24 protein-coding genes are annotated in these 19,495 nt (G+C 47.4%); 12 read left to right on the top strand and 12 right to left on the bottom strand.

Annotated elements, in window-relative coordinates:
• Positions 1-15: 15 nt before the first annotated feature.
• Entirely contained in the window at positions 16-741 is a 726-nt protein-coding gene (locus QXT17_RS03725) for a DUF742 domain-containing protein (protein ID WP_020963075.1), read from the bottom strand.
• A gap of 59 nt (positions 742-800) precedes the next feature.
• Between QXT17_RS03725 and QXT17_RS03720 the strand changes: the two genes are divergently transcribed.
• Positions 801-2,015 carry a saccharopine dehydrogenase family protein gene (locus QXT17_RS03720; protein ID WP_020963076.1) on the top strand — a complete coding sequence of 405 codons (1,215 nt, stop codon included), beginning with the start codon at positions 801-803 and terminating at the stop codon, positions 2,013-2,015.
• A 5-nt stretch (positions 2,016-2,020) separates the two neighbouring features.
• Here QXT17_RS03720 and QXT17_RS03715 read toward each other — a convergent pair whose 3' ends face one another.
• Positions 2,021-3,442: an SLC13 family permease gene (locus QXT17_RS03715; RefSeq protein ID WP_342815810.1), complete on the bottom strand. Its 1,422-nt coding sequence runs from the start codon at positions 3,440-3,442 to the stop codon at positions 2,021-2,023.
• Between the two features lie 67 nt (positions 3,443-3,509).
• Between QXT17_RS03715 and QXT17_RS03710 the strand changes: the two genes are divergently transcribed.
• The 7 genes from QXT17_RS03710 (at position 3,510) to QXT17_RS03680 (ending at position 10,144) form a co-directional block, all read left to right on the top strand.
• The gene (locus QXT17_RS03710) at positions 3,510-3,914 is read left to right on the top strand and encodes a hypothetical protein (RefSeq protein ID WP_020963078.1); all 405 of its coding nucleotides are present in this window, start codon (positions 3,510-3,512) and stop codon (positions 3,912-3,914) included.
• A 76-nt stretch (positions 3,915-3,990) separates the two neighbouring features.
• Positions 3,991-4,713, top strand: a complete 723-nt coding sequence (sufC, locus tag QXT17_RS03705; RefSeq protein WP_020963079.1) for a Fe-S cluster assembly ATPase SufC — start codon at positions 3,991-3,993, stop codon at positions 4,711-4,713.
• On the top strand, positions 4,710-6,122 hold the full coding sequence (sufB, locus tag QXT17_RS03700) for a Fe-S cluster assembly protein SufB (RefSeq protein ID WP_342814430.1): 1,413 nt from the start codon (positions 4,710-4,712) through the stop codon (positions 6,120-6,122). Before sufC ends, sufB begins: the two co-directional genes overlap by 4 nt.
• Positions 6,119-7,213, top strand: a complete 1,095-nt coding sequence (locus QXT17_RS03695) for a SufD family Fe-S cluster assembly protein (protein ID WP_342814431.1) — start codon at positions 6,119-6,121, stop codon at positions 7,211-7,213. Before sufB ends, QXT17_RS03695 begins: the two co-directional genes overlap by 4 nt.
• A gap of 70 nt (positions 7,214-7,283) precedes the next feature.
• Positions 7,284-8,351, top strand: a complete 1,068-nt coding sequence (locus tag QXT17_RS03690; RefSeq protein WP_342814432.1) for a sugar ABC transporter substrate-binding protein — start codon at positions 7,284-7,286, stop codon at positions 8,349-8,351.
• A 39-nt stretch (positions 8,352-8,390) separates the two neighbouring features.
• Complete coding sequence (locus tag QXT17_RS03685; protein ID WP_342814433.1) at positions 8,391-9,377, top strand: ABC transporter permease; 987 nt, start codon at positions 8,391-8,393, stop codon at positions 9,375-9,377.
• A 5-nt stretch (positions 9,378-9,382) separates the two neighbouring features.
• Positions 9,383-10,144: an ATP-binding cassette domain-containing protein gene (locus tag QXT17_RS03680; protein WP_342783479.1), complete on the top strand. Its 762-nt coding sequence runs from the start codon at positions 9,383-9,385 to the stop codon at positions 10,142-10,144.
• Positions 10,145-10,178: 34 nt separating this feature from the next.
• Here the strand turns inward: QXT17_RS03680 and QXT17_RS03675 are convergent, their stop codons facing one another.
• The 10 genes from QXT17_RS03675 to QXT17_RS03630 all read right to left on the bottom strand — a co-directional run bounded on the left by QXT17_RS03675 (position 10,179) and on the right by QXT17_RS03630 (position 16,176).
• Positions 10,179-10,403: a hypothetical protein gene (locus tag QXT17_RS03675; protein ID WP_342783478.1), complete on the bottom strand. Its 225-nt coding sequence runs from the start codon at positions 10,401-10,403 to the stop codon at positions 10,179-10,181.
• 50 nt (positions 10,404-10,453) lie between these two features.
• On the bottom strand, positions 10,454-11,797 hold the full coding sequence (locus QXT17_RS03670; RefSeq protein WP_342814434.1) for a monomethylamine:corrinoid methyltransferase: 1,344 nt from the start codon (positions 11,795-11,797) through the stop codon (positions 10,454-10,456).
• A gap of 28 nt (positions 11,798-11,825) precedes the next feature.
• Positions 11,826-12,488, bottom strand: a complete 663-nt coding sequence (locus QXT17_RS03665) for a corrinoid protein (RefSeq protein ID WP_342814435.1) — start codon at positions 12,486-12,488, stop codon at positions 11,826-11,828.
• A complete protein-coding gene (locus tag QXT17_RS03660; RefSeq protein ID WP_342783349.1) occupies positions 12,481-12,789 on the bottom strand; it encodes a hypothetical protein in 309 nt (102 codons plus the stop codon). Before QXT17_RS03660 ends, QXT17_RS03665 begins: the two co-directional genes overlap by 8 nt.
• 52 nt (positions 12,790-12,841) lie before the next feature.
• The gene (locus tag QXT17_RS03655) at positions 12,842-13,258 is read right to left on the bottom strand and encodes an archaellin/type IV pilin N-terminal domain-containing protein (RefSeq protein ID WP_342814436.1); all 417 of its coding nucleotides are present in this window, start codon (positions 13,256-13,258) and stop codon (positions 12,842-12,844) included.
• Positions 13,259-13,377: 119 nt separating this feature from the next.
• Positions 13,378-14,214 carry a GDP-mannose dehydrogenase gene (locus tag QXT17_RS03650; RefSeq protein ID WP_020963090.1) on the bottom strand — a complete coding sequence of 279 codons (837 nt, stop codon included), beginning with the start codon at positions 14,212-14,214 and terminating at the stop codon, positions 13,378-13,380.
• 37 nt (positions 14,215-14,251) lie between these two features.
• A complete protein-coding gene (locus QXT17_RS03645; RefSeq protein ID WP_342814437.1) occupies positions 14,252-14,656 on the bottom strand; it encodes a hypothetical protein in 405 nt (134 codons plus the stop codon).
• Positions 14,657-14,666: 10 nt separating this feature from the next.
• On the bottom strand, positions 14,667-15,083 hold the full coding sequence (locus tag QXT17_RS03640; RefSeq protein ID WP_342814438.1) for a hypothetical protein: 417 nt from the start codon (positions 15,081-15,083) through the stop codon (positions 14,667-14,669).
• Positions 15,073-15,351, bottom strand: a complete 279-nt coding sequence (locus QXT17_RS03635) for a hypothetical protein (RefSeq protein WP_020963093.1) — start codon at positions 15,349-15,351, stop codon at positions 15,073-15,075. The genes QXT17_RS03640 and QXT17_RS03635 overlap by 11 nt, the downstream gene beginning before the upstream one ends.
• Positions 15,352-15,420: 69 nt before the next feature.
• A complete protein-coding gene (locus QXT17_RS03630) occupies positions 15,421-16,176 on the bottom strand; it encodes a DUF72 domain-containing protein (RefSeq protein ID WP_020963094.1) in 756 nt (251 codons plus the stop codon).
• A gap of 107 nt (positions 16,177-16,283) precedes the next feature.
• On the opposite strand from QXT17_RS03630, the gene QXT17_RS03625 reads away from it, so the two are divergent.
• The 4 genes from QXT17_RS03625 (at position 16,284) to QXT17_RS03610 (ending at position 19,481) form a co-directional block, all read left to right on the top strand.
• Positions 16,284-17,402 (top strand): zinc metalloprotease HtpX, encoded by a 1,119-nt coding sequence (locus QXT17_RS03625; protein WP_020963095.1) that lies wholly within the window; start codon positions 16,284-16,286, stop codon positions 17,400-17,402.
• Between the two features lie 127 nt (positions 17,403-17,529).
• Positions 17,530-17,772: an AbrB/MazE/SpoVT family DNA-binding domain-containing protein gene (locus tag QXT17_RS03620; RefSeq protein WP_020963096.1), complete on the top strand. Its 243-nt coding sequence runs from the start codon at positions 17,530-17,532 to the stop codon at positions 17,770-17,772.
• Positions 17,720-18,115, top strand: a complete 396-nt coding sequence (locus tag QXT17_RS03615; RefSeq protein WP_240366730.1) for a type II toxin-antitoxin system VapC family toxin — start codon at positions 17,720-17,722, stop codon at positions 18,113-18,115. Before QXT17_RS03620 ends, QXT17_RS03615 begins: the two co-directional genes overlap by 53 nt.
• Before the next feature lie 181 nt (positions 18,116-18,296).
• Positions 18,297-19,481, top strand: coding sequence for a Ran-binding zinc finger domain-containing protein (locus QXT17_RS03610; RefSeq protein ID WP_020963099.1), 1,185 nt, complete (start codon positions 18,297-18,299; stop codon positions 19,479-19,481).
• Positions 19,482-19,495: the final 14 nt, after the last annotated feature.

Raw genomic sequence — 19,495 nt, 5'->3', positions numbered from 1 at the left:
ATTTAGAGATAAAGCTTAGACTGTTTTCGTTTTTAAGGTCTCTATAAAACCTTTAACCATTAAACTGTCGATTATCTTCTTAACGTCTCCATAGCTTTTTCCGGTTTTAAAGGCAATCTCGCTTATGCTTCTCTTGCCGTCACACAGCTCTAAAACTTCGAGCTCTTCCTGTGTAAGCCTGCTTTTGTCTGGAGTCTTTTTGGCAACGACTGGGACAAGGTCTATAGGTAGAGGCGGCTTCGGAACAGGCAGGGAAACAGGTTTTGGCATCGTTTTCACAGTCTTTTCTCCCGTAATTATCCACTTCTTTAGCTCCTCTATCCCCACGCCTGTCTTCGTTGATACCCCGAAAAATTCTAGACCTTTTTCAAGCGCAAACTTTTCGAGCTCTGCAACTTGGCTTCCCTGCTCGTCAACCTTATTAGCTACAAGCGCTTTTTTCTCTGCCCGTTCTATGACTGCAAGAAAACGTGGCTCGGCAACACCTTCAAGCGGTCGAGAAGAATCTACAACCAGCAGTCCAACATTAATATTCCACTTAGCTATAGCTGCCATAATTACCTCTATTGCATCCCTTCGACCAGCAACCTCCCTAACGGCGAGGCCTCCAGTCAACATGTAGTCACGGTAGTAAGAGGGCTCTTCAAAACGAACATCTAGCTCGGGGAAAAGGCTCTTTATAAGCGAAGATTTCCCCGCACCTTTCGGGCCCGTAAACACGATTAGCTTGTAGAGAGACATTAAAATCAATAAATAAAAACACGAAGGCAATTTATACTTTATCAGGGTTCAAGAACCATATGAAAATAGCAGTTATAGGCTGTGGCCTAGTAGGAAGCCTTATAGCCCGCCTAGCCACATCTGAAAAAATAGCTGAAGAAGTCGCATGCTTCGACAAGGATCCCGACAGGGCAAAGAAATATCTTTCTTATCCAGACCCCCTTGACATACCCATAGTCGAGGCTGACGCATTAAATCTAGAAGCATTCTCCGGTACCCTCTCAAACTACGATTACCTCGTAAATGCCCTGCCGACCTTCATCAAGAAAGACAAGAAAGAGATCCTACTCAATCCATTGCTAATGTCGGTAGCTCTAAAAGCAAACATAAACTATGTCGACCTTGCATGCTACGGTGGAAAAAGGAAGAGAGCAGAACAACTCTCAATGGCGAAACAGTTCTTAAGCCAGGGCCTTCTCGCCCTCATAAACATGGGTGTGTCCCCGGGTCTGGCAAACATACTTGCACGTGAAGCCTACGAGGACCTAGAAGAAGTCGACGAGCTCAGCATAATGACTCTTGAGGACCAAAAAGGAAGCACTTTTGTCATACCATGGTCAAGGGAAGAGATGCTAAACGTGGCTTCGATAGACCTTGCATACAAAAACAAGCAGTTCTTTTTCCGGGAGCCATTCGCAGAGGCACGTGTATGCAACTTCCCAGAACCAATAGGTAGCATTAGGTGTTATAGTGTCTCAAACGACGAGGCATACACGATACCCAGCCTCCTAAAGATCAATAGCTTTGCTTACCTCGCAGGCGGAAGCGACATAGAGATGCTCCGCGCCCTCTACAGGCTAGGATTCTTCGAAGACACACCCATAAAAATAAGGAAAACTTATGTCTCTCCACGCGAGTTCCTCTACTATGTTCTCCAGACACCAATCTCGCCGGACTACGTTTTGAAAGTTATGCAAGAAGGAGACCTAGAAGACGCGCAGTTCGCCCTACAAGTAAAAGCCATCGGGAACATTTCGGGCGAAAAAGCAGTATCAACCCGATACATACTATTCCCCGGACAGAGAACAATAAACAAGGTGCTTCCCGGAGCCACATACATAACCTATCCCACAGCACTAAGCCTGGTCGCCGTCCTAAGGGCAGTAAAAGGCAAGAGACTCAAAGGGGTTCTCCCAGGTGAACTACTTCCAAGGCCAATCAGGCGGATAGTCCTAGACTACATAAGGGGCAAGAAGATCCACATAGGAGAAGAATTCAAAACAATAATAGAGTAAAGCCTTTAAGGATAAGGTTGCATTAGTGGTATCTGCAAGTATATTAGGGTCGTACTCAAAGATATTGTTAACAACGCTACAGGAAAACCATATTTAACCCACTCTAGGAAACTCACAGATTTCTTATATCTTTTTTCAAGTATTCCGATTGCTATAATATTGGCGGTGCTCCCTATGGGAGTCAGGGTACCAGCTCGATCCGTGCAAATCACCGCCAGCCACCAAAAAGGCGCAGGATTTATCCCAGAAGCCTCCAAGCCGTGAACAACTTGGGCCAAGACAGAGGCTGCTACAACATTGTCCATGAAGGCGGTCATAGGCACAGATGTAACTACAAAGACTACAATTAATGCCTCTAAGCCTAGATAAGCATAAGAGGCGATAGTTTTCGAGACCAAATCTATTAAACCAACTTTGCTCAAAGCACCAACGGCTGAGAACAATAATAGGAAAAACACTAGCGTAGGCCATTCTACCTTGTGCTCAAACGCGTGGAAACCTTTCTGCGGATCAAAAATCAGTATCATTGCTGCTAAGAGGAACGGGATTCCTAAAAAAAGTGTGTTTTTTTCCAGACCCATAACTTCTTCAAGGGTATGATGCAACGCAAGCATGACTAGTGTGGTCAGGAGAATTACTATATCTTTGAAAAGTATTTTTCTTGGAAGATCGATTCGCCCTAATCCTTCTTTGGTGAGAATTTTCTCTCTAAATTTGGTATTTGCCTCTTCGATGTAGGCTTTGTACTTTCTCGAAAGGAAAACATAAGTCACTAGGAGGGAAAGAAGAGAAAGAGGTGCAGACCACCTCAAAAAGTCCATGAAGGTGTAGCCAGACTCAAAAGCAATAAGGACTCCGATAGGGTTCCCCAAAGGAGTCATTGTTCCACCAATCACTATAGCAAATACGGAAGAAAGTATTAGTGGAAACGGGTCTATCCCAAGCCTGTCGGATAATGAAAAAGCTATCGAAGACATTATAAGGATAGCTGTCACTTCGTCGACAAGTGGGGCCAAGAACCCCGACAGAAAGAATAGCACCATAAAAACAATTTTGAAGCTGATCCCTACCCGCCTTATAATTTCATTCGAGACAAATTCAAAGAACTTGTCTTCCTCCAGGTATCCTATAACAGTCATCATGGCTATCAGAAACATTATTACATCTAGGTGAGAATGTTCAACGAAATATTCCGTGTCTAAGAGGCCTAAAAAGAATAGAAGAAAAATGCCGAGGAATGCGAACGGCAACCTTTGGCTCCAGAGCAACAATGTTGCATAGATCATTACAAGGAAAACTGTTAGTGCTAGGGATTGTTGAAGGTTCAGGCCTATCAGGTTGCTTATGAGAGCTGTAACTATTCCAAGAAGTATAACGACTGAGGCCTTGCCATACATTGTGGCGGCAAAACGTCTGCCACTCGACATTGTCTCCGATGTGTAATGGTAGAAAGGTATATAAGTGTTCCCCTAGAAAGACATCTAAGGGTACGCTATGTCTAGCGAGACACAGACGTGGCTACAAGCTGCAACAACAATGGCGAGGCTCGGAGAAATCTCTGTAAGGATAGGCATACTTATAGGAATAGTCTACGGGATCTTCTGGGCACTAAAATTATTCACAGAATACCTACACGGCTTACCATTCTTCAGTAGACAATTTCTTGAATTATCTCTTTTCTCGATACTCTCTTTTGCGGGAGCCGCGCTATGCTCAGTCCTTAATGAGCACTATTCAAACGAAGGAAACTATAGAATGGCCGGACTTTTCGCGCTAATAACTGCTTCGATACTTCTTATCCCTGCACCTGTCGCCGGCCTCCTCATGTTGCTTGGAGGTATAGCCCTCTACATAAGTGCCGAGATAAAAAATGTTCTTAAGATGCGTGTACAGTCATAATTCTGATAACCCATTCTCTGTTCTTAGTCGAGAAATCCTTAAATAAGTTTAGTATACGTTACTCTATGACAATGTCATGGAGAACACGGGACTTAGAATAGAAAAATTAACAGTATCTGTAGCATCAAGAAAAGTCCTTAAAGATGTTTCCCTCGATGTATCCAAAGGAGAAGTAGTGGCACTCATTGGTCCAAACGGTAGCGGCAAAACGTCCCTGGCATTCACCGTGATGGGGCATCCAAACTACAAAGTTGAGAATGGGAGGATTCTTCTACACGGAGAGGACATAACGAGCCTAAAGCCGCATGAAAGAGCCTATAAGGGTATTTTCCTTGTTTTCCAGTCTCCGCCCGATATAGGCGGTCTCCCTGTTGGAATGTTCCTGCAGGAAATGACTACAAAGAGAGGAATAGAGGCAAGCATCAATGATATAAACAATGCTCTGCTAGAGGTCGGGCTAAGTGACCACTACCTTTCCAGGAACCTATATGAAGGCTTCTCAGGAGGCGAAAAGAAACGCCTAGAGTTTGCTCAGGCCTTGCTTTTCAAGCCACAAATCCTCATACTGGACGAGCTTGATTCGGGCCTAGACATAGAGGGTGTCAGGCTTCTAACTGGCAAGACAAGGGAGCTTGCAGGCAGTGGAGTAGGGGTTCTCTACATTTCTCATAACATTGCGGCACTCAGGCTTCTCAGACCCAACAGGGTTGTAGTCATGATGAACGGCGGCGTTGTAGCCGTGGACGGGCTGGAGATTCTAGATGTTATTGAGGAGAAGGGATACCAGGGGTTGGTATGAGCAAGACAGAGCTCCTCGAGTCTTTAACCCTTACAGACATAAGCCTAGACTCACTAAAGGTTAGGCCGAAGCTCTCTCTGAGGGGCAGGATCTCTAGAAGTCTGGTAGAAGAATTATCAAGAGCCAAAAAGGAGCCCCCATGGATGCTTAAGCTGAGGCTTCGAAGTCTCGAGCTATTCGAGAAACTTCCCACACCGAATTGGCTTGTCGGCGTAGAGGAGCTAGACCTAGAAGAGCTCACCCACTATATACAGCTCGGCTACGAGAGGGCTTCAAGCTGGGACGAGTTGCCGGAAGACATAAGGAAGGTTTACGAGAGGCTCGGGCTTCCAGAGATAGAGAAGAGGGCTCTGGCAGGACTATCGGCACAGCTCGAAAGCGAAAATATCTATCTGGCCTTCAAGAAGTTCCTCGAGGAACAAGGAGTAATCCTAATGGACATGAGTGAAGCCGTTGCAAAGTATCCAGACCTGGTACAAAAGTATTTTATGCGGGTTTTCCCACCCAGCGACCACAAGTTTGCAGCACTACACGGAGCCCTCTGGAGCGGAGGCGTATTCCTTTATGTGCCGCCAAATGTCAGGGTAGAGGCCCCAATAGAGGCATTCTTCTTCATAGCAAGCGAGCTAGAAAGCCAAATGGAGCATACAATAGTCGTTGCAGACGAGGGAAGCTTTGTCCACTTCATCGAGGGTTGTTCTGCCCCCCTGTTCAAGAGATACAGCTTCCATAACGGCATGGTCGAGATATACGCCCACAGGAACAGCCACGTCAAATTCACGACGGTACAAAACTGGAGCAAGAACCTAGTTAACTTCAACAACAAGAGGGCCCTCGTCGAAGAAGGTGCAGTCGTCGAGTGGGCTGAGGGGAGCATCGGGAGCAAGATAAGCTACGTCTATCCATCAGCCATCCTCAAGGGCAGAAACGCAAGAGTCTCAATAGCCAACATCACAGTTGCAAAGGGGCCCGTCTGGAAGGATGGTGGAGCAAAAGTCTACCACCTAGCCCCTAACACACAAAGCGAAGTCATAAGCAAAAGCATAAGCTCAAACGGAGGCGTCTCTGTCTATAGGGGTCTAATAAAGGTAGCCAGGGGGGCAAAAAACTCTACTGCGAGCGTCAAGTGCGACAGCCTAATAATGGACAAAGAGTCAAAAGCATTCACATACCCCAAGAACGAGGTCGAAGAAGAAGAGGCCTACGTCGTACACGAGGCAACCACCGGGAGGATAAGCGAAGACATACTCTACTACCTCGAGACCAGGGGCTTCAAGGAACAAGAAGCGAGGAGGCTAATAGTCCTGGGTTACGTCGGCGACATCCTCGGCAAGCTCCCATTCGAGTACCAGATGGTCTTCAGAAAAGTCCTAGAGCTAGAATTCGAGGAAATAGGTGGCTACGCATGAAGCAGTCGTACCTAACTCTGCCCTACCAGTACATAGCCGACTCGCCAACGACAAAGTCATATGCAAAGTGGCAAATCTTCGATGAATACTTACAAAACCCTAGGAGAGCCGCTAGGCTCGGTGTAGACGAGAAGCTCTTGTTCGTAAAACCACATCTAAAAATACCCACAGACATGGCCCCACACAAGCAGGAAGCAGATTGGCCCCTAAACATAGACACGAGACTACCAGCCTTCCACTTCCAAAACCTTTCAACATCAACAACTATTGAAATTAGAGGAGAAGAAAAAGTCCTCCTAATAGAAAAACCACTGTCAGACACCTACTCCGCACACCTAAACATATACCTCGAAGGAAAAGTCTCTACAACACTGCTACTACTCTCCCCCGAAGACTCTGAAGGCCTCTCAACACTATCACTAAACATTCAAACGAGAAAAGAGGCAGAAGCAAAAATCTCGATAATACTAATAGACTCGCCAAAATCTGCAACAGCACTCTTCAAGGCTACAAGACTAGAACCCAACTCGACCCTCAATGAGACACACATACTTGTCCCAGGAAGAACCCTCCACCTCGAATCAGAAACATTCCTCGACCAAGAAAACGCCACGTACATCTCATCATATGCAGTGGCAACACCACAAAACAGGTCCGCAAGCATACAGACAAGCGCCTACATAAAGGCACCACGCACAGCGGCAGAGATAAGGCTCGCGGGAATCTCACACAACGGCGAACTAGCACACAAGGGAACAATACGGATACACAAAGGCTCGCAGGAAGCCAGAGGCAAACTATCATCTAGACTCATACCCCTAACTCCCAATTCCAAAGTTTACGCGGCCCCTACACTAGAAATAGAGTCAGACGACGCCGCAGAAGCACAACACTCAGCATCACAGAGCCCACTAGACCCCGCCAAGCTCTTCTACCTCCAGAGCAGGGCCCTTACAGAACTAGAAGCAAAAAGACTCCTCCTCATGGCCGAGCTCGACAAAGTGCTCCCAGAGGATGCAAAAAGAGAACCAACAGTCCAAAAATATTTAGAACTACTTCTGGCAAGCCTTGAGATTAATATTCACAAATAACAGTTTATATTTTTAAATTTTTTTGGTTACTTTAATAAAGGGTTATATTTTAAAAATGTAAACGATAAACATGTCACAACAAAAAACAAGCCCAACGACCAAGACCCTCGTTCTCGCCATCATCGCACTAATAATCGGCGCCATAATCGGCTATGGATTCGCAGCAACAACAATGGTTCCGTATTCCAAGTACGCCGAGCTAGAAGAAAAACTAAAACAGGCGGGCGGAGGAGCCCCATCTGCGCCAGAATACACATTCTACTATGTCTCACACGGTGGACCCGCAGACCCCTGGTGGGCACCAGTCATAAAAGGGTCCCAGGACGCAGCCAAACTCTTAAACGTTAAAGTTGTCTACTCTGGCCCCGAAAAATTCAGCGTACAGGCACTCGTAGACCTCCTAAACAGCGCTATTGCCGCTAGACCAAACGGGATAATATTAACCATCACAGACTACAACGCCCTAGACCAGCCTGCACGCTCAGCAATCTCACAAGGCATACCCATAATAGCTGTAAACGTCCCTGACCCAAGACCCGCTAACCAGAGGATACCCTACCTAAGCTACGTTGGACAAAACGAGTACGACGCAGGCTACTACTTGGCAAAATATTTAGTCGACAAGGGCTACAAGCCTAAACGCGTGGTTATAGGCATACACGAGGTTGGACACATAGGTCTAGAGACGAGAGCAAAAGGAATAACAGATGCAATTACACAGGCATACCCAGGAACACCAGTTGAAAAGCTAGACATCACAACAGACCCGACCAAAGCTGCAGAGGCCTTCAAGAGCTATCTAACAGCACACCCAGACACCGACGTAATTTTCACGCTGGGGCCGCTTGGCGCACACCCAGCCCTACAAGTTTTAAGGGAAATGAAGCTGACAGGAAAAGTACACCTCCTAACAATAGACATTGACGACACAATTCTGAAGGCAATCGAAGCAGGCGAGCTTGACGCTGCAGTCAGCCAACAGCCATACGCACAGGGCTTCCTACCCGTAGTTTTCATGTATCTCTACGTCAAGTACGGCATCATCCCGCCTCCACAGGTTCCGACTGGTCCGACAGTCATTGACAAGGCTAGACTAGAAACTGTCAGGAAACAGATTGCTACCACTGGTGGAGCGTAAAACTCATCAAAAAATAATATTTTTTTCTAGGTGTAAACCATGAGTATTGGTAAAAATGTTAAACCCCAAGGATTCATTGCTAGACATCCAGAAATAGGTGTCCTTGCCAGCTTTTTCTCAATAGCACTGATCTTTATAGTGAGGGTTCCAGACAAGTTCCTCACAGTTCCCACCCTTTACAGCATACTCACGCTTTCAGGAGAACTTGGAGTGGCAAGCATAGGTATAGCTTTTCTGATGATAACAGGTGAATTTAACCTATCAATTAGCTCGGTCTATGCATTGGTACCAATGGGTGTAGTCCTCATGGTAAACCAGTGGGGCGTAGACATGCTTGCCGCATCTATTATTATGCTTCTCGTCGCTTACGGTATAGGTGTCACCGTCGGGTATATCACTATAAAGACTGGGATACCAAGCTTTATCAGTTCACTCGGCATGATGATGTTTCTAAGGGGCATACTCTTAGCCGTAACAGGAGGCTTCCCAGTTAGGCTTGAAAGAGATCACTGGCTGACATATGTCCTAAACGGGCCCATTGGAGACATGGGTCTAAGGACAAGCGCCATCTGGCTACTAGTTCTAACAGCAATATTCGCCTTTATCTTGGACTGGACACCCTACGGGAACTGGACATATGCAGTTGGCGCAAGTAGCAACACGGCTCGTGAACTTGGCGTGTCCGTTTCCAAGGTTAAGCTGACAAATTTTGGCATATCATCTCTGCTAGCCGGCCTCGCCGGACTAATGGCCCTCAGCCGCTTCAGGGTCGTTGACCCTACTCTGGGCCAGGGACTAGAGTTAGAGACCATTACTTCTGCTGTTCTCGGAGGCTGTCTCCTCTCGGGAGGATATGGAAGCATCTCCGGAACTTTTCTGGGAGCCTTCCTAATAGCGATGACACGTGTCGGGCTCGTGCTGGCACAGGCGCCTGCCTACTGGTACAGCGCCTTCATTGGAATCATACTCATTATTGCCACCGTAATAAACCTCTTCATAGTCAAGAAATACGTGACAAGCGGGTGAAGAAAATGGCGGGCAACATGCTCCTCGAAATGAAGGGCATAGTGAAAAGGTTTGGGCACGTAGAGGCGTTGCGTGGAGTCGACTTCCACGTGGAAAAAGCTGAAATTGTTGGACTAGTGGGCGACAACGGCGCCGGCAAATCCACATTGGTAAAGATAATTGCAGGGGTATACCAGCCCGACGCTGGACAAATGTTCTTCGAGGGAGAACCAGTAGTCTTCAGGCACCCCAGCGAGGCCAGGTCTAGGGGAATAGAAATAGTCTACCAGCACCTAGCGCTCATAGATCTCCTGGGCATAGATAGGAACATATTCCTTGGACGGGAGCCACTAAAAAAGATTGGGCCCTTCAAGGTTCTAGACAAAGAGAAAATGGAGAAGGAAGCAAGCAGAATACTCCAAGAGATAGGGCTCAAACGTATAAGGTCACCGCAAGAAAAGGTCGCAAAGCTAAGCGGAGGCGAGAGGCAAAGCGTAGCCATAGCTAGAGCGATGCACTTCAAAGCAAAACTACTTATACTAGACGAGCCTACAGCCGCCCTCTCGGTACGCGAAACAAGGAAAGTCCTGGACCACGTACTAGACGTGAAGAAGCAGGGAGTAAGCGTCATACTGATCTCTCACAATATCTACCACGTCTACGAAGTCTCAGACAGGATAGTTGTGCTAGACCACGGGAGAAAAATACTCGACACGCCAAAAGAGGAAGTTACACCAGAAGAAGTAATAGAAGTAATAAGGACAGGGGGCGCAGTCATAGCTACCTAAAACCAAGCTTCCTAGCTACAATTTTTCCTATTTTCTACTTGTAAAGTACGCTGTACAAGAGATAGGCTACCAAGCTCTTATAGTCTGGAAACATAATTTTGAGACGCTTTGGAGCCGTCTCTCCCTCCATGTATATTTCGGCAAAATGACCTGATGCGGGGTGTTCTTGCTCTGTTTTTAGATCGAAGATTTCAAGGACGAGTTTTCCCGTTTCCTTGTCATAAGAAATAGTGTACCCTACAGGGATCTGTAAGGACATGAAAAATAATATGAGGCAGTAATATTTATTTTTTTCTGACGTATTTATTTTTAGATGTATTGAGCGATTTCTCTAATGGTCTCGTTAATTGTTTCGAGCCACTCTTTCCGTGGCGTAATTTTTTTCACGTCATACAGCTCCCAGAAAGGCTTCCCGGGATCGGGGCTCATGATCCTGGCTTCATACCTTTTGTAGAGCTCCAGAGCCAAGCCCCACGCCTTGTTAAAGCCTACATTTTCTTCGACGATTCTGTCAGCTAGGCCAGCCATAAACATGGCATCCACTCCGCCACCATTAGGCTGTGTACCGTTTGCCGGGACAGGTCCCAGAAGGTTTAACCCGGAAACAACCGCTACAAGCGTGTTCGCGGCTACTTCATAGAGATACTCCTTTGTCCCCCCTCCATTAGCCGGCCACACATCCCCGACAAGCGGGAGCCTCATATACCTGTTAGCCAGCCCCACGACCGACTCGACCCACATGCACTCAATCGTAGAGGTAGCCTTCTTAACGATGTGGACGGGGTGGACGAGGAAATAGCTCGCACCATAGGCGACCAATGCAAGCAGAATCTCTGCCACTGAGACAATTGCCGAGCCAGCCGGCCCCCTCGCAAACCCTCCGACAACTGGATCCACGAGCGCCGCGCCCAGCACCCCTCTTAGACTGCCTACATATGCCTTCACGAGCTGGTGATAGTCAGTCTTCAACTCATTCAAGACTGGCAGGAGCTGTGCGTCGCCCCGGCGGAGCAAGCCCAAAGACATGGCTCCCAGGCTACCAACAGAACCCACACTACTCTCAGCCCCGAGTACATGCATACCCGGCCTCCCAGCCATCCTAAGCGCGCTCCTAAGCGACTCCATCTCCCTCAAGCCAGCCAACACCTCGCTCGGCGCACCACTACGAACCATCTCACCCATCACGGTCTGCACACTTCCATGGTCGATACCGTCAACCCTCGGGACAAGAGCATATGAAGCGGCAGACTCGACAAAAAACTCTAGTGGGGTAGGGGTCCCAGCGAGGCCCCCAAACACGAATACCCTGTCACCAGGCTCCCTATAGCCAAGTTTCCTCGCGTCGCGGCCCCTTCCGACTACAATCCTATTCCTTGCACTCTTCAGGGCCTCCCGCAACTCCTCCTCGCTGAACTTTGCGACCCGCGACTCGTCAACGAGGTAGAGCCCGGCCTCAACTGCAAGCGTGAAGCCAGCCTCGAAGACGGCCTTGCCGAGAGACTCGTCGGGCACAGGGCTAGAAGGGTCAAAATGTACACCATACTCCTTCTCGAGCTCTGCAATCCTCCTAGAGACCCGCTCAAGGTCCAACCGCTTCTGCTCAACGTATTCCCCAGTCCTAGCCCTAAACTCTGCTACGAGCTGTCTAGCCACAGAAACAAAATATCACTATGTACTTAAATTATGTATGTTTTTCCAAGAGCCTTATACACTTCTCCACGGCGTCGACAGCGTCCCGGCCATAGGCGTCCGCGCCGATCTCCCTAGCAAACTCCTCCGTTACAGGCGCACCACCAACAATGACCTTCACCTTGTCCCTTAGGCCCGCAGACTTCAAGGCATCTATCACATTCCTCATCTCAAGCATAGTAGTAGACAAGAGCGCGCTCATACCCAAAATGTCCGGCCTATACTTCTTCACGGCCTCCACAAACCTCTCAGGAGACACGTCCACACCCAAGTCAACAACCTCGAAGCCGTTCACCCTGAGCATCAAAGCCACAAGGTTCTTCCCAATGTCATGGATATCCCCACGAACAGTCCCAATAACAACGAGCCCCCTCCTACCACCAGCATGCGTCGAAAGCCTCGGCAAAACATACCTCTCCATCAAAGAGTTAAAGAGCTCCCCAGCTTCCACAAGCTCAGGCAAAAAGTACTCCCCACGCTCAAACCTAGCCCCAACCTCGACCATCCCCCTACGCAGACCCTCCTCCACAAGCCTATAGACATCACAGCCCAGCCCCAGCGCCTCGGCAACCCCAGCCTCCGCACCCGCATAGTCAAGCTCCGCGACAGCCCTCCCGACCCTTTCAAAAACAATGGAACAAGCGTCCTCACTCATATATCAACACGACCCTCTCAGGAACAAACCTCTGCTCCTCACCCTCTTTCAAGAACCGGTAAACAACACGAGCACCCCCCTCAAACTCTTCCACACTAACAATCCCTACCCTCACACCCCTCCTGGCAAGCATCAACGCGAAGTCCTCGAAGTAGTCATAGAAGCCACAAGTCACACAAAAGCTACCAACAAACTCCGCCACAAACCCGTCGCCAAGCCACTCCACAACTTTGACCTGCCCCTCACTGCCATGCATCCTATTAAACTCTTCACATACAGATTCAACAATATCCCTAGCCACGAGAAAAAGAAAACAAAAAAAGAAAAATATACTTTACGCGAAGCTATCTGCCTTAAGTCCTGTAAGTGAATGTATAGGTAGCCTCGGTACCCTTTTCTGTTACGGCCTTGACCGTATAGGTCTCTCCCGAGTTAAGCGTGGCTGAAACTGTGCCACTGTCAACTTGTCCAGGGGTGAGAGTAAGACCTACACCTGAGCTACTGCCAATTATGGTACCTGTTTTATCAATGACATATAATGCATCAATTACTACATTTACGTCTCCGATGTTTCTGACGTAAACAGTTAAAGTCCCACCAGTGTATTGTACTGCCTCTATTTTTATTCTTTCTTGTAGTTGTGCTGTGCTTGCTTGCTGTGTTAGTGTTCCCTGGTATCCTATTATCCATATGTATGCTAGGACTGCCGCTGCTACTGCTATAACTATTAGTAGAAGCGTGGCTATTACGGGGCTGACCCCGGTTCTCATTATGTTTTTCACCGGTAATATAAATATAATACCTTACCCTTAAATATTTATCGCTTAAAAAAGTTTTAAAAATGAAAATCAGGGGATGTGTCTCAGAAATTATTGAAGAATTTTTGCCTTTATATTCCCCCGGAGTAGTAGTCTGGCTTTGTCAGCTTTAGGAAGATCTTCTTGAGCTCTTCTACTTCCCTCTTGACCCTCTCGTCTTGTAGCTCTTTTCTGCGTTGCTCGTTTGACTCTAAGACAAACTCGAAGAGCTTCGAGGGGAACGTAGAGTTGAGTATGACGGTGTTGGGTATGAGGCAGTGTCCCCCAATATAGTCTGGGAAGTATACTGGCCTGTCTTTTAGGACCTCGTGGACCTCTGCTATGAACTCTGCTATTACTGGGAGGCTTGCCTCAAACTTGGCTGAGGCTCTGTGTAGCTCCTGCCATGAGGCGATCATTATCGCCCTGTATACTGTTTCCCATAGCTTGGCCAGCTCTAGGGACTCGGGCTTGTCTGCACGCTTTACTTTTAGGCCCATTTCTTCTAGGTGTCTTCCAGCCTCCTCGGCGAAGGACTCTGGCAGGCTTGCGACCCACTTGGGCCAGAAGTAGAGGTGTTGCTTTAGGTTTGGGTGCTTGCCCCTGACGGGAGTATAGACTGTGGGTATGCCTAGCTTCTCGTATACACGTCTAGTTGTGCCCGGGGCGACAGTTGAGTGTATGAAGACTGCCCTTGGCTTTAGCTTCTCGACGTATGACGAAACGATGTCTATGAATCTCTGGGAGTAGGGGACGGCTACGTGTAGAAAGTCTATTGGGACGGGCACCTCGCCGAGCTGGTTAACTGTCTTCGAGGGGTCTATATCGTATCCATAAACTTCAAACCTACCGGACTCCCTAGCGACCTGGTAGACGGCCGAGCCTACTTCTCCTAGGCCTGCTACGAGTATCTTTTTCTTGGCTTGCATAATTCTGGCTTTGTCTTGGTCGCTAAAAAATATTTGCCTAGCTTTTCTCCAGCCACCAGGTAAACGTCAATATTGCTTCGAGGAGTGTCGGCAATAGGACGAATAGGAACAAGAGTAGGTAGAATATCGGGGACAAGTCTAGATAGATGCTTGTTCCTTGGACGTCTATAGATATGTTTGTTCCCGTGCTAGCAATTAGGAGGAAGCCTAGGACCCTAGGGATCATTGAGACTAGGGGTTTGAATGCCGTGGGCTTGAGGATCGAGGCTATAGCTCCTGTAACTGCAGATACACATGTAAAGAATAGGACAAGGGAGAGGCTTGGCATGGATATGTATCTGGGGGCAATCGTCTGGAGAATTATTGGGAAGGCTAGCCATAAAAGCATGGAGACGGCCGTTTTCACTGCGCCCCAGAGGGCTAGTAGGACTTCTCGTGGCAAGCTGTAGTCTTTAACCGGGAAAGCCGTAGCCAGGCACCCCTGTCTCTGTTACTGCCTTAAGCGTGTAGAGTCCCGCGATTTTTGACTCGAAGCTTATCCTTACGCTAGAGGCGTTAAAGGGTACGAAAAATTGTATGTCTAGGCGTTCGCCTCTCATTAGAACTTTGGTCGAGGCTTCCTGGCTCTGGCACGTTTTTCCACCGCAGAACGTCTCTATTCTTAGGTTTACGTCTGTAAGGGGGACCGTTCCCTTATACGTCAAGGTGAGGCCTACCTTGACGCCCTGGGTTTCCGTCTCTAGGGGTTTCCAGGCAATGTCCACTATGTTTCTGTTGGAAAGATCTCCCGCGAACTCGATGAAAGGTGTTAGTGCAAGGACGACAAGCAAAAGAGAGGCCAGAGACAATAGGAGCCCGCTACTGTTCATCCTGTTTTCCCTTGGCTAGTTCGACCCCGTACTTGAGGAGCTGGGCGGCCGCAACGATTCCAACGGAGAGAAAGACCGCCTTTGCTAAGAGGTACAGGGCCTCGGAAGTCAGGACGCCAATGGTGGCCGAGAGGTCTCCCGAGACAGTTGGTCTCTGGTATACAAGTGCGAATTGGACTGCAAGGACAAAGACAGTTATTATTAGGAGGACGCCGGAGAAAATAAGTATGAGGGCTATGTTTTTGCTCTTGTATGGTTCTCCATTCATATGTAAATGTTTTTTGAAACTTCAATATTAATATTTTGCTTTCTTTTAATTTAGCGCGCGCAAAGGATGTTAACTATTTTTAAGGTATTTTTCCATGAATGTCTGTGCGTCTTGGAGCATGTATACATTATTAAACATGACGTAAACTGCGCTTTTCTCTGCATATCTTTGGACTATGTTCCAGAGCTTTTCTAGGTCTTCATCAGTATATTTGTACCTGTAGTTTACCTCGCCCTTGCCTATGCCGTGTAACCTGAAATAGGTTGTTTCCCGCTCGATGACGGGTAGCGCCTTAAATGGGTCTACTACGTGGACGACGTGTTCGAATTTTTCTAGTAATCTTCTTAGCTTTTGGGGGTTCTGGCTCCAGTCTCCCCTCACTTCCCAGCCTACGACGAAGTCCTTTGTCTCGATAGCTGAGAAGAAGTCTTCGGCATTCCTGATGTTTTCTTCTGAGGCGTTAAAGCTAGGCGGCATCTGCAGGACGACGACTTTTGCTTTGAGTGTTTTCGCCGCCTCAGCGGTTAGTTCCCAGGCTTCGAACACTTCCTTTGTGGGCTTTAGGTAGCCGTATTTGTCTTTATGGTCTTCCCGGGGCTTGAATTTTGATTTTTTCCACGTAGGGCTGTCTGGTGGATGGGTTATTGCCTGCCAAGCCTTCAACGTGAAGATGAACCCTTCTGGAGCCTCCTGTCTTAGCTTTGCCAGCTTCTCTATGTCGGGGGGGTTGTAGAATGTTTCCTGAAGCTCGACAACGTTGAACAAGGTGTAGTACTTTTTCCTGCCAGTCGGGAATCCGCAGCATCCCACAAAAGTTCTTGTCACGAGTAGACTTTGTTTGGTGGGGCTAAAAATTGTTATGCTTGTGGCGGTGAGAGGAGTCCACGTCCATAAAGTTTAAATCATGAGGGAAAATATTTTATTCGGTACATATGAAGGAGAAAATACTGCTAATTTTGAGCTTAGCCTCCCTTGCACTAGTCTTCGCAGTGCTGATCTATGCGTTCGCTCCCGGCCTTTTCCCAGCCTACTATGCACCCGTGGGTGCATGGTGGCTTCTAGACCTCTTTGGCTACATGCTCTCCATGGCTGTCCTAGTCACGGCTCCAGTATTCTTTGGTAAATACTTGTCCCCCACGCCGAGCGGGCTAAGTGTACTTAGGTCGTCCATGATCGCGACGATGGCGGGAGTTATCGGGGGCTTTGGGCTAGTCGTTATGGGCCTCTCGGAGCTTATTGGCTGGGAGGTAACGTCTCAGCTGGTCATGCTTGCAGTTGTCTTTGCGCTTCTTCCTTCCCTTTTCTCGTGGCTCTTCTCTCCGCTCCTAATAAACTTGATCTATGGGTGTAAGCCCGACCCAGAACTCCAGGGGATAGTTAACAATGTTGCTGCTAGGGCCGGAATGAAGCCTCCAAAGGCAGTTATAGCTACACGCATGAAGGAGCCTAACGCCTTCGCATATTCCTCGCCACTATTCGGTAGCTATGTTGCAGTATCGGAGGGCATGCTCAGCATCGCTAGGGGGCAGGCGCTCGAAGCAGTCATCGGACACGAGCTTGGACACCACAAGCACAAGGACAACACCATTATGCTCATCTTTGGCTTGATACCCTCAGTCATATACTTCCTTGGAAGATTCCTAATGTATACGGGAATATATTCTTCTAGCTATCGCTACGACGGTGACCGAGACAGGAGGGGAAACGGCATCCTATTCCTCCTAGCGGGCATAGCACTAATAGTAATCAGCGTGATTATACAGCTTGCTGTACTGGCGCTATCAAGGCTACGTGAACACTACGCAGACGCCCACGGGGCAAAGGTCACCTCGCCAGACGCAATGATATCTGCACTTGCCTCGCTCGACGCCTTCTACAATAGGTACAGGGTAGCCAAAGCAAGGATAGACGACAGCAAGCTAAAAATGTTCTTCATCTATGCACTGGCCGAGCCTTTCATAAGCCTAGAGGAGCTCCTAGCAACCCACCCACCCATAGAGAAAAGGATAGCATTCCTAGAATCCCTGAAACAAGGACCAATTGAAGCTTAAATATTTTCTTTTAAACAATATTTTTCACCCCTTTTGGTAACTTAGCTCTGAATCCTTTTCGTATAACATCCTTTATCTAGCCAAAAAACATATATTATGGTAAATAATATTACCATAAGAAAGCCTCATGGAAATCGTAGAGATCGACGGATCAGGCCGTGTCTATATCCCAGCCAATGTAAGACGAAGGGTACCCTGGAGACGCTTTAAGATCGAGGTAGAAGCAGATCGGATAGTCTTGATTCCGGTTAAGCCGGCCGTGGACAAGTACTACGGGTTAGTTGCCCCTGCAAAGTCCATGAGTCCAGAGGAGATTGATGATGCAGCTAAGACCGAGACGGAGAAGCTCTTCCGAAAAGATATACGTTGACATTAATGTTCTCTACTATTACTTGACAGCACACCCAGATTTTGGCGAACGTGCAAAGACTTATATTGCGAGGTGGAGCGGTAACCTGGTAACTTCATCGCTTAGTGCATGGATACTCTACGTTCTTACGAGGCTCGAGAATATAGCATCAATTCTGGACGAGGTAGGTGTAGAGCTGGTGCCACTCACGGTAAGTGTCCTTAGCATAGCCGAGAAGCTTGAGAAACCAAGGGATTACGAGGACAGGATACACTTAGCAACAATGCTTGAGCTAGGCATAGACACGATAATCTCGAACGACAGGGACTTTGACGGTATTGCGGGGATCAAAAGGGTGTTTTAATAACGTTGTGCGTTCTCGTAGAATTGCTAGATGCTAGTGAGGGACGTAGAGATAAAAGAGATGTTTCTTTGGCATTTTACGGGGAATGTTTTTGGTGTATAGAAACTTTGGAGATATAGTGGTCTCCATTTAGATAAAAATTAAAATAAAAGTTCTTAATAATAAAAATTAGTGATTTACATTGCGGGAGGTAAAACTTTACCTATCCAAAGACTTTCTGCCGTGGGCCATGCATTCTTCTTTCGTTCTCGCATTGCTCAAGATGAAGCCCCAGAAGAGGCCACGGCTTAGCATTTGCTATGTCAACGTGGCTTCTCCAAGACAATATCAAACATATGCGTCGATTCTACGCGAAGAGGGGCTTGAAAGCATTGAGGAAGCCGTATCAAGAGGTATTAGAAGCCTTCCAAGTGTCTCTATAGACGACTTAACGGTCATAGAGGGAAGATACCTCTTTGTTAGAGGTGCCGAGAAGGTTTTGAGGCTTTACCCCTTTTTAGACGTGTTCTCGTTTATATTAACTGTTGGAATACTTGTTAGTGCGATTTTTTCTGCATTGTTGTTTAGCCTTTATTTCCTGGGTCAAGCAATTCAGGTCTTCTATGGCTACATCATATTTATTCTAACATCAATAATGCTTGCACTGCTCTTCACAAATATCTACACGCTTATCCAGAAAGTGCTGTTGAAGCTGATAACTTCTGGTAGCTCCTTCGCATCAAAAGAACTTTCAATTAATATAGATGTTGCAACCACTCCTCTTTGTAAAGAGGCTTTAGCCGTGGAGCCTCTAGCATTTGGATTTATCCCGGAAAACGTTGAATCCATAGACAAGGTGAGGGTTGAAATCCTTATCAAGAGACATGACTGGCTTAGATGTGTTGTAGATTCGCTGAAAAATTCTATTGAGAAGCTCGAGAAGGAGAGGAGCAAGTACGAGAAGCTTCTCCGGGAACTGGGCTATACTATCGAAACAGCCAGCTCTTTAAAGTCATCTACAGAGAAAAGAGCCACGGCAAGAGGTGCCTGGCTTTGTCCAAGTTGTGGTGCATTAAACCACTCCAACACATACAAGTGCAGAGTGTGTGGGTCTCCAAGGCTACTTCAGGTGGCCCGTGAGGAATTGTCTCCTATACAGCGACGCATATTAAGCCTAATAGCTAGCCATGGCGGCGAAGTGGCGCACCTAGTTTTGGTTTCCGAGCTCAAAGAGGAAAAACAGCAAATAGTTGAGGCACTGAAATCTCTCTATTCAAGAAAGCTTCTCAGCCCAGTACTTTTGACATTCGAGGGAAAGCCGTCTATCGGATACAAGCTCAGCGAAGACGCCAGGAAGCTGTTGGAGTCCATATCTTCCCAAAAATAATGAAATGCCTTTTT

The organism is Thermofilum sp. (assembly GCF_038871435.1).
Lineage (GTDB): Archaea > Thermoproteota > Thermoprotei > Thermofilales > Thermofilaceae > Thermofilum > Thermofilum adornatum.
The sequence above is the reverse complement of the archived record's forward strand: the minus strand, read 5'-3'. Positions and strand labels throughout refer to the sequence as shown.

Excerpts from the sequence above, each read along its gene's own strand:
- QXT17_RS03725 (WP_020963075.1), bottom strand. The coding sequence starts at position 741 with ATGTCTCTCTACAAGCTAATCGTGTTTACGGGCCCGAAAGGTGCGGGG.
- QXT17_RS03720 (WP_020963076.1), top strand. The coding sequence starts at position 801 with ATGAAAATAGCAGTTATAGGCTGTGGCCTAGTAGGAAGCCTTATAGCC.
- QXT17_RS03715 (WP_342815810.1), bottom strand. The coding sequence starts at position 3,442 with ATGTCGAGTGGCAGACGTTTTGCCGCCACAATGTATGGCAAGGCCTCA.
- QXT17_RS03710 (WP_020963078.1), top strand. The coding sequence starts at position 3,510 with ATGTCTAGCGAGACACAGACGTGGCTACAAGCTGCAACAACAATGGCG.
- sufC (WP_020963079.1), top strand. The coding sequence starts at position 3,991 with ATGGAGAACACGGGACTTAGAATAGAAAAATTAACAGTATCTGTAGCA.
- sufB (WP_342814430.1), top strand. The coding sequence starts at position 4,710 with ATGAGCAAGACAGAGCTCCTCGAGTCTTTAACCCTTACAGACATAAGC.
- QXT17_RS03695 (WP_342814431.1), top strand. The coding sequence starts at position 6,119 with ATGAAGCAGTCGTACCTAACTCTGCCCTACCAGTACATAGCCGACTCG.
- QXT17_RS03690 (WP_342814432.1), top strand. The coding sequence starts at position 7,284 with ATGTCACAACAAAAAACAAGCCCAACGACCAAGACCCTCGTTCTCGCC.
- QXT17_RS03685 (WP_342814433.1), top strand. The coding sequence starts at position 8,391 with ATGAGTATTGGTAAAAATGTTAAACCCCAAGGATTCATTGCTAGACAT.
- QXT17_RS03680 (WP_342783479.1), top strand. The coding sequence starts at position 9,383 with ATGGCGGGCAACATGCTCCTCGAAATGAAGGGCATAGTGAAAAGGTTT.
- QXT17_RS03675 (WP_342783478.1), bottom strand. The coding sequence starts at position 10,403 with ATGTCCTTACAGATCCCTGTAGGGTACACTATTTCTTATGACAAGGAA.
- QXT17_RS03665 (WP_342814435.1), bottom strand. The coding sequence starts at position 12,488 with ATGAGTGAGGACGCTTGTTCCATTGTTTTTGAAAGGGTCGGGAGGGCT.
- QXT17_RS03655 (WP_342814436.1), bottom strand. The coding sequence starts at position 13,258 with ATGAGAACCGGGGTCAGCCCCGTAATAGCCACGCTTCTACTAATAGTT.
- QXT17_RS03650 (WP_020963090.1), bottom strand. The coding sequence starts at position 14,214 with ATGCAAGCCAAGAAAAAGATACTCGTAGCAGGCCTAGGAGAAGTAGGC.
- QXT17_RS03640 (WP_342814438.1), bottom strand. The coding sequence starts at position 15,083 with ATGAACAGTAGCGGGCTCCTATTGTCTCTGGCCTCTCTTTTGCTTGTC.
- QXT17_RS03635 (WP_020963093.1), bottom strand. The coding sequence starts at position 15,351 with ATGAATGGAGAACCATACAAGAGCAAAAACATAGCCCTCATACTTATT.
- QXT17_RS03625 (WP_020963095.1), top strand. The coding sequence starts at position 16,284 with ATGAAGGAGAAAATACTGCTAATTTTGAGCTTAGCCTCCCTTGCACTA.
- QXT17_RS03620 (WP_020963096.1), top strand. The coding sequence starts at position 17,530 with ATGGAAATCGTAGAGATCGACGGATCAGGCCGTGTCTATATCCCAGCC.
- QXT17_RS03615 (WP_240366730.1), top strand. The coding sequence starts at position 17,720 with ATGATGCAGCTAAGACCGAGACGGAGAAGCTCTTCCGAAAAGATATAC.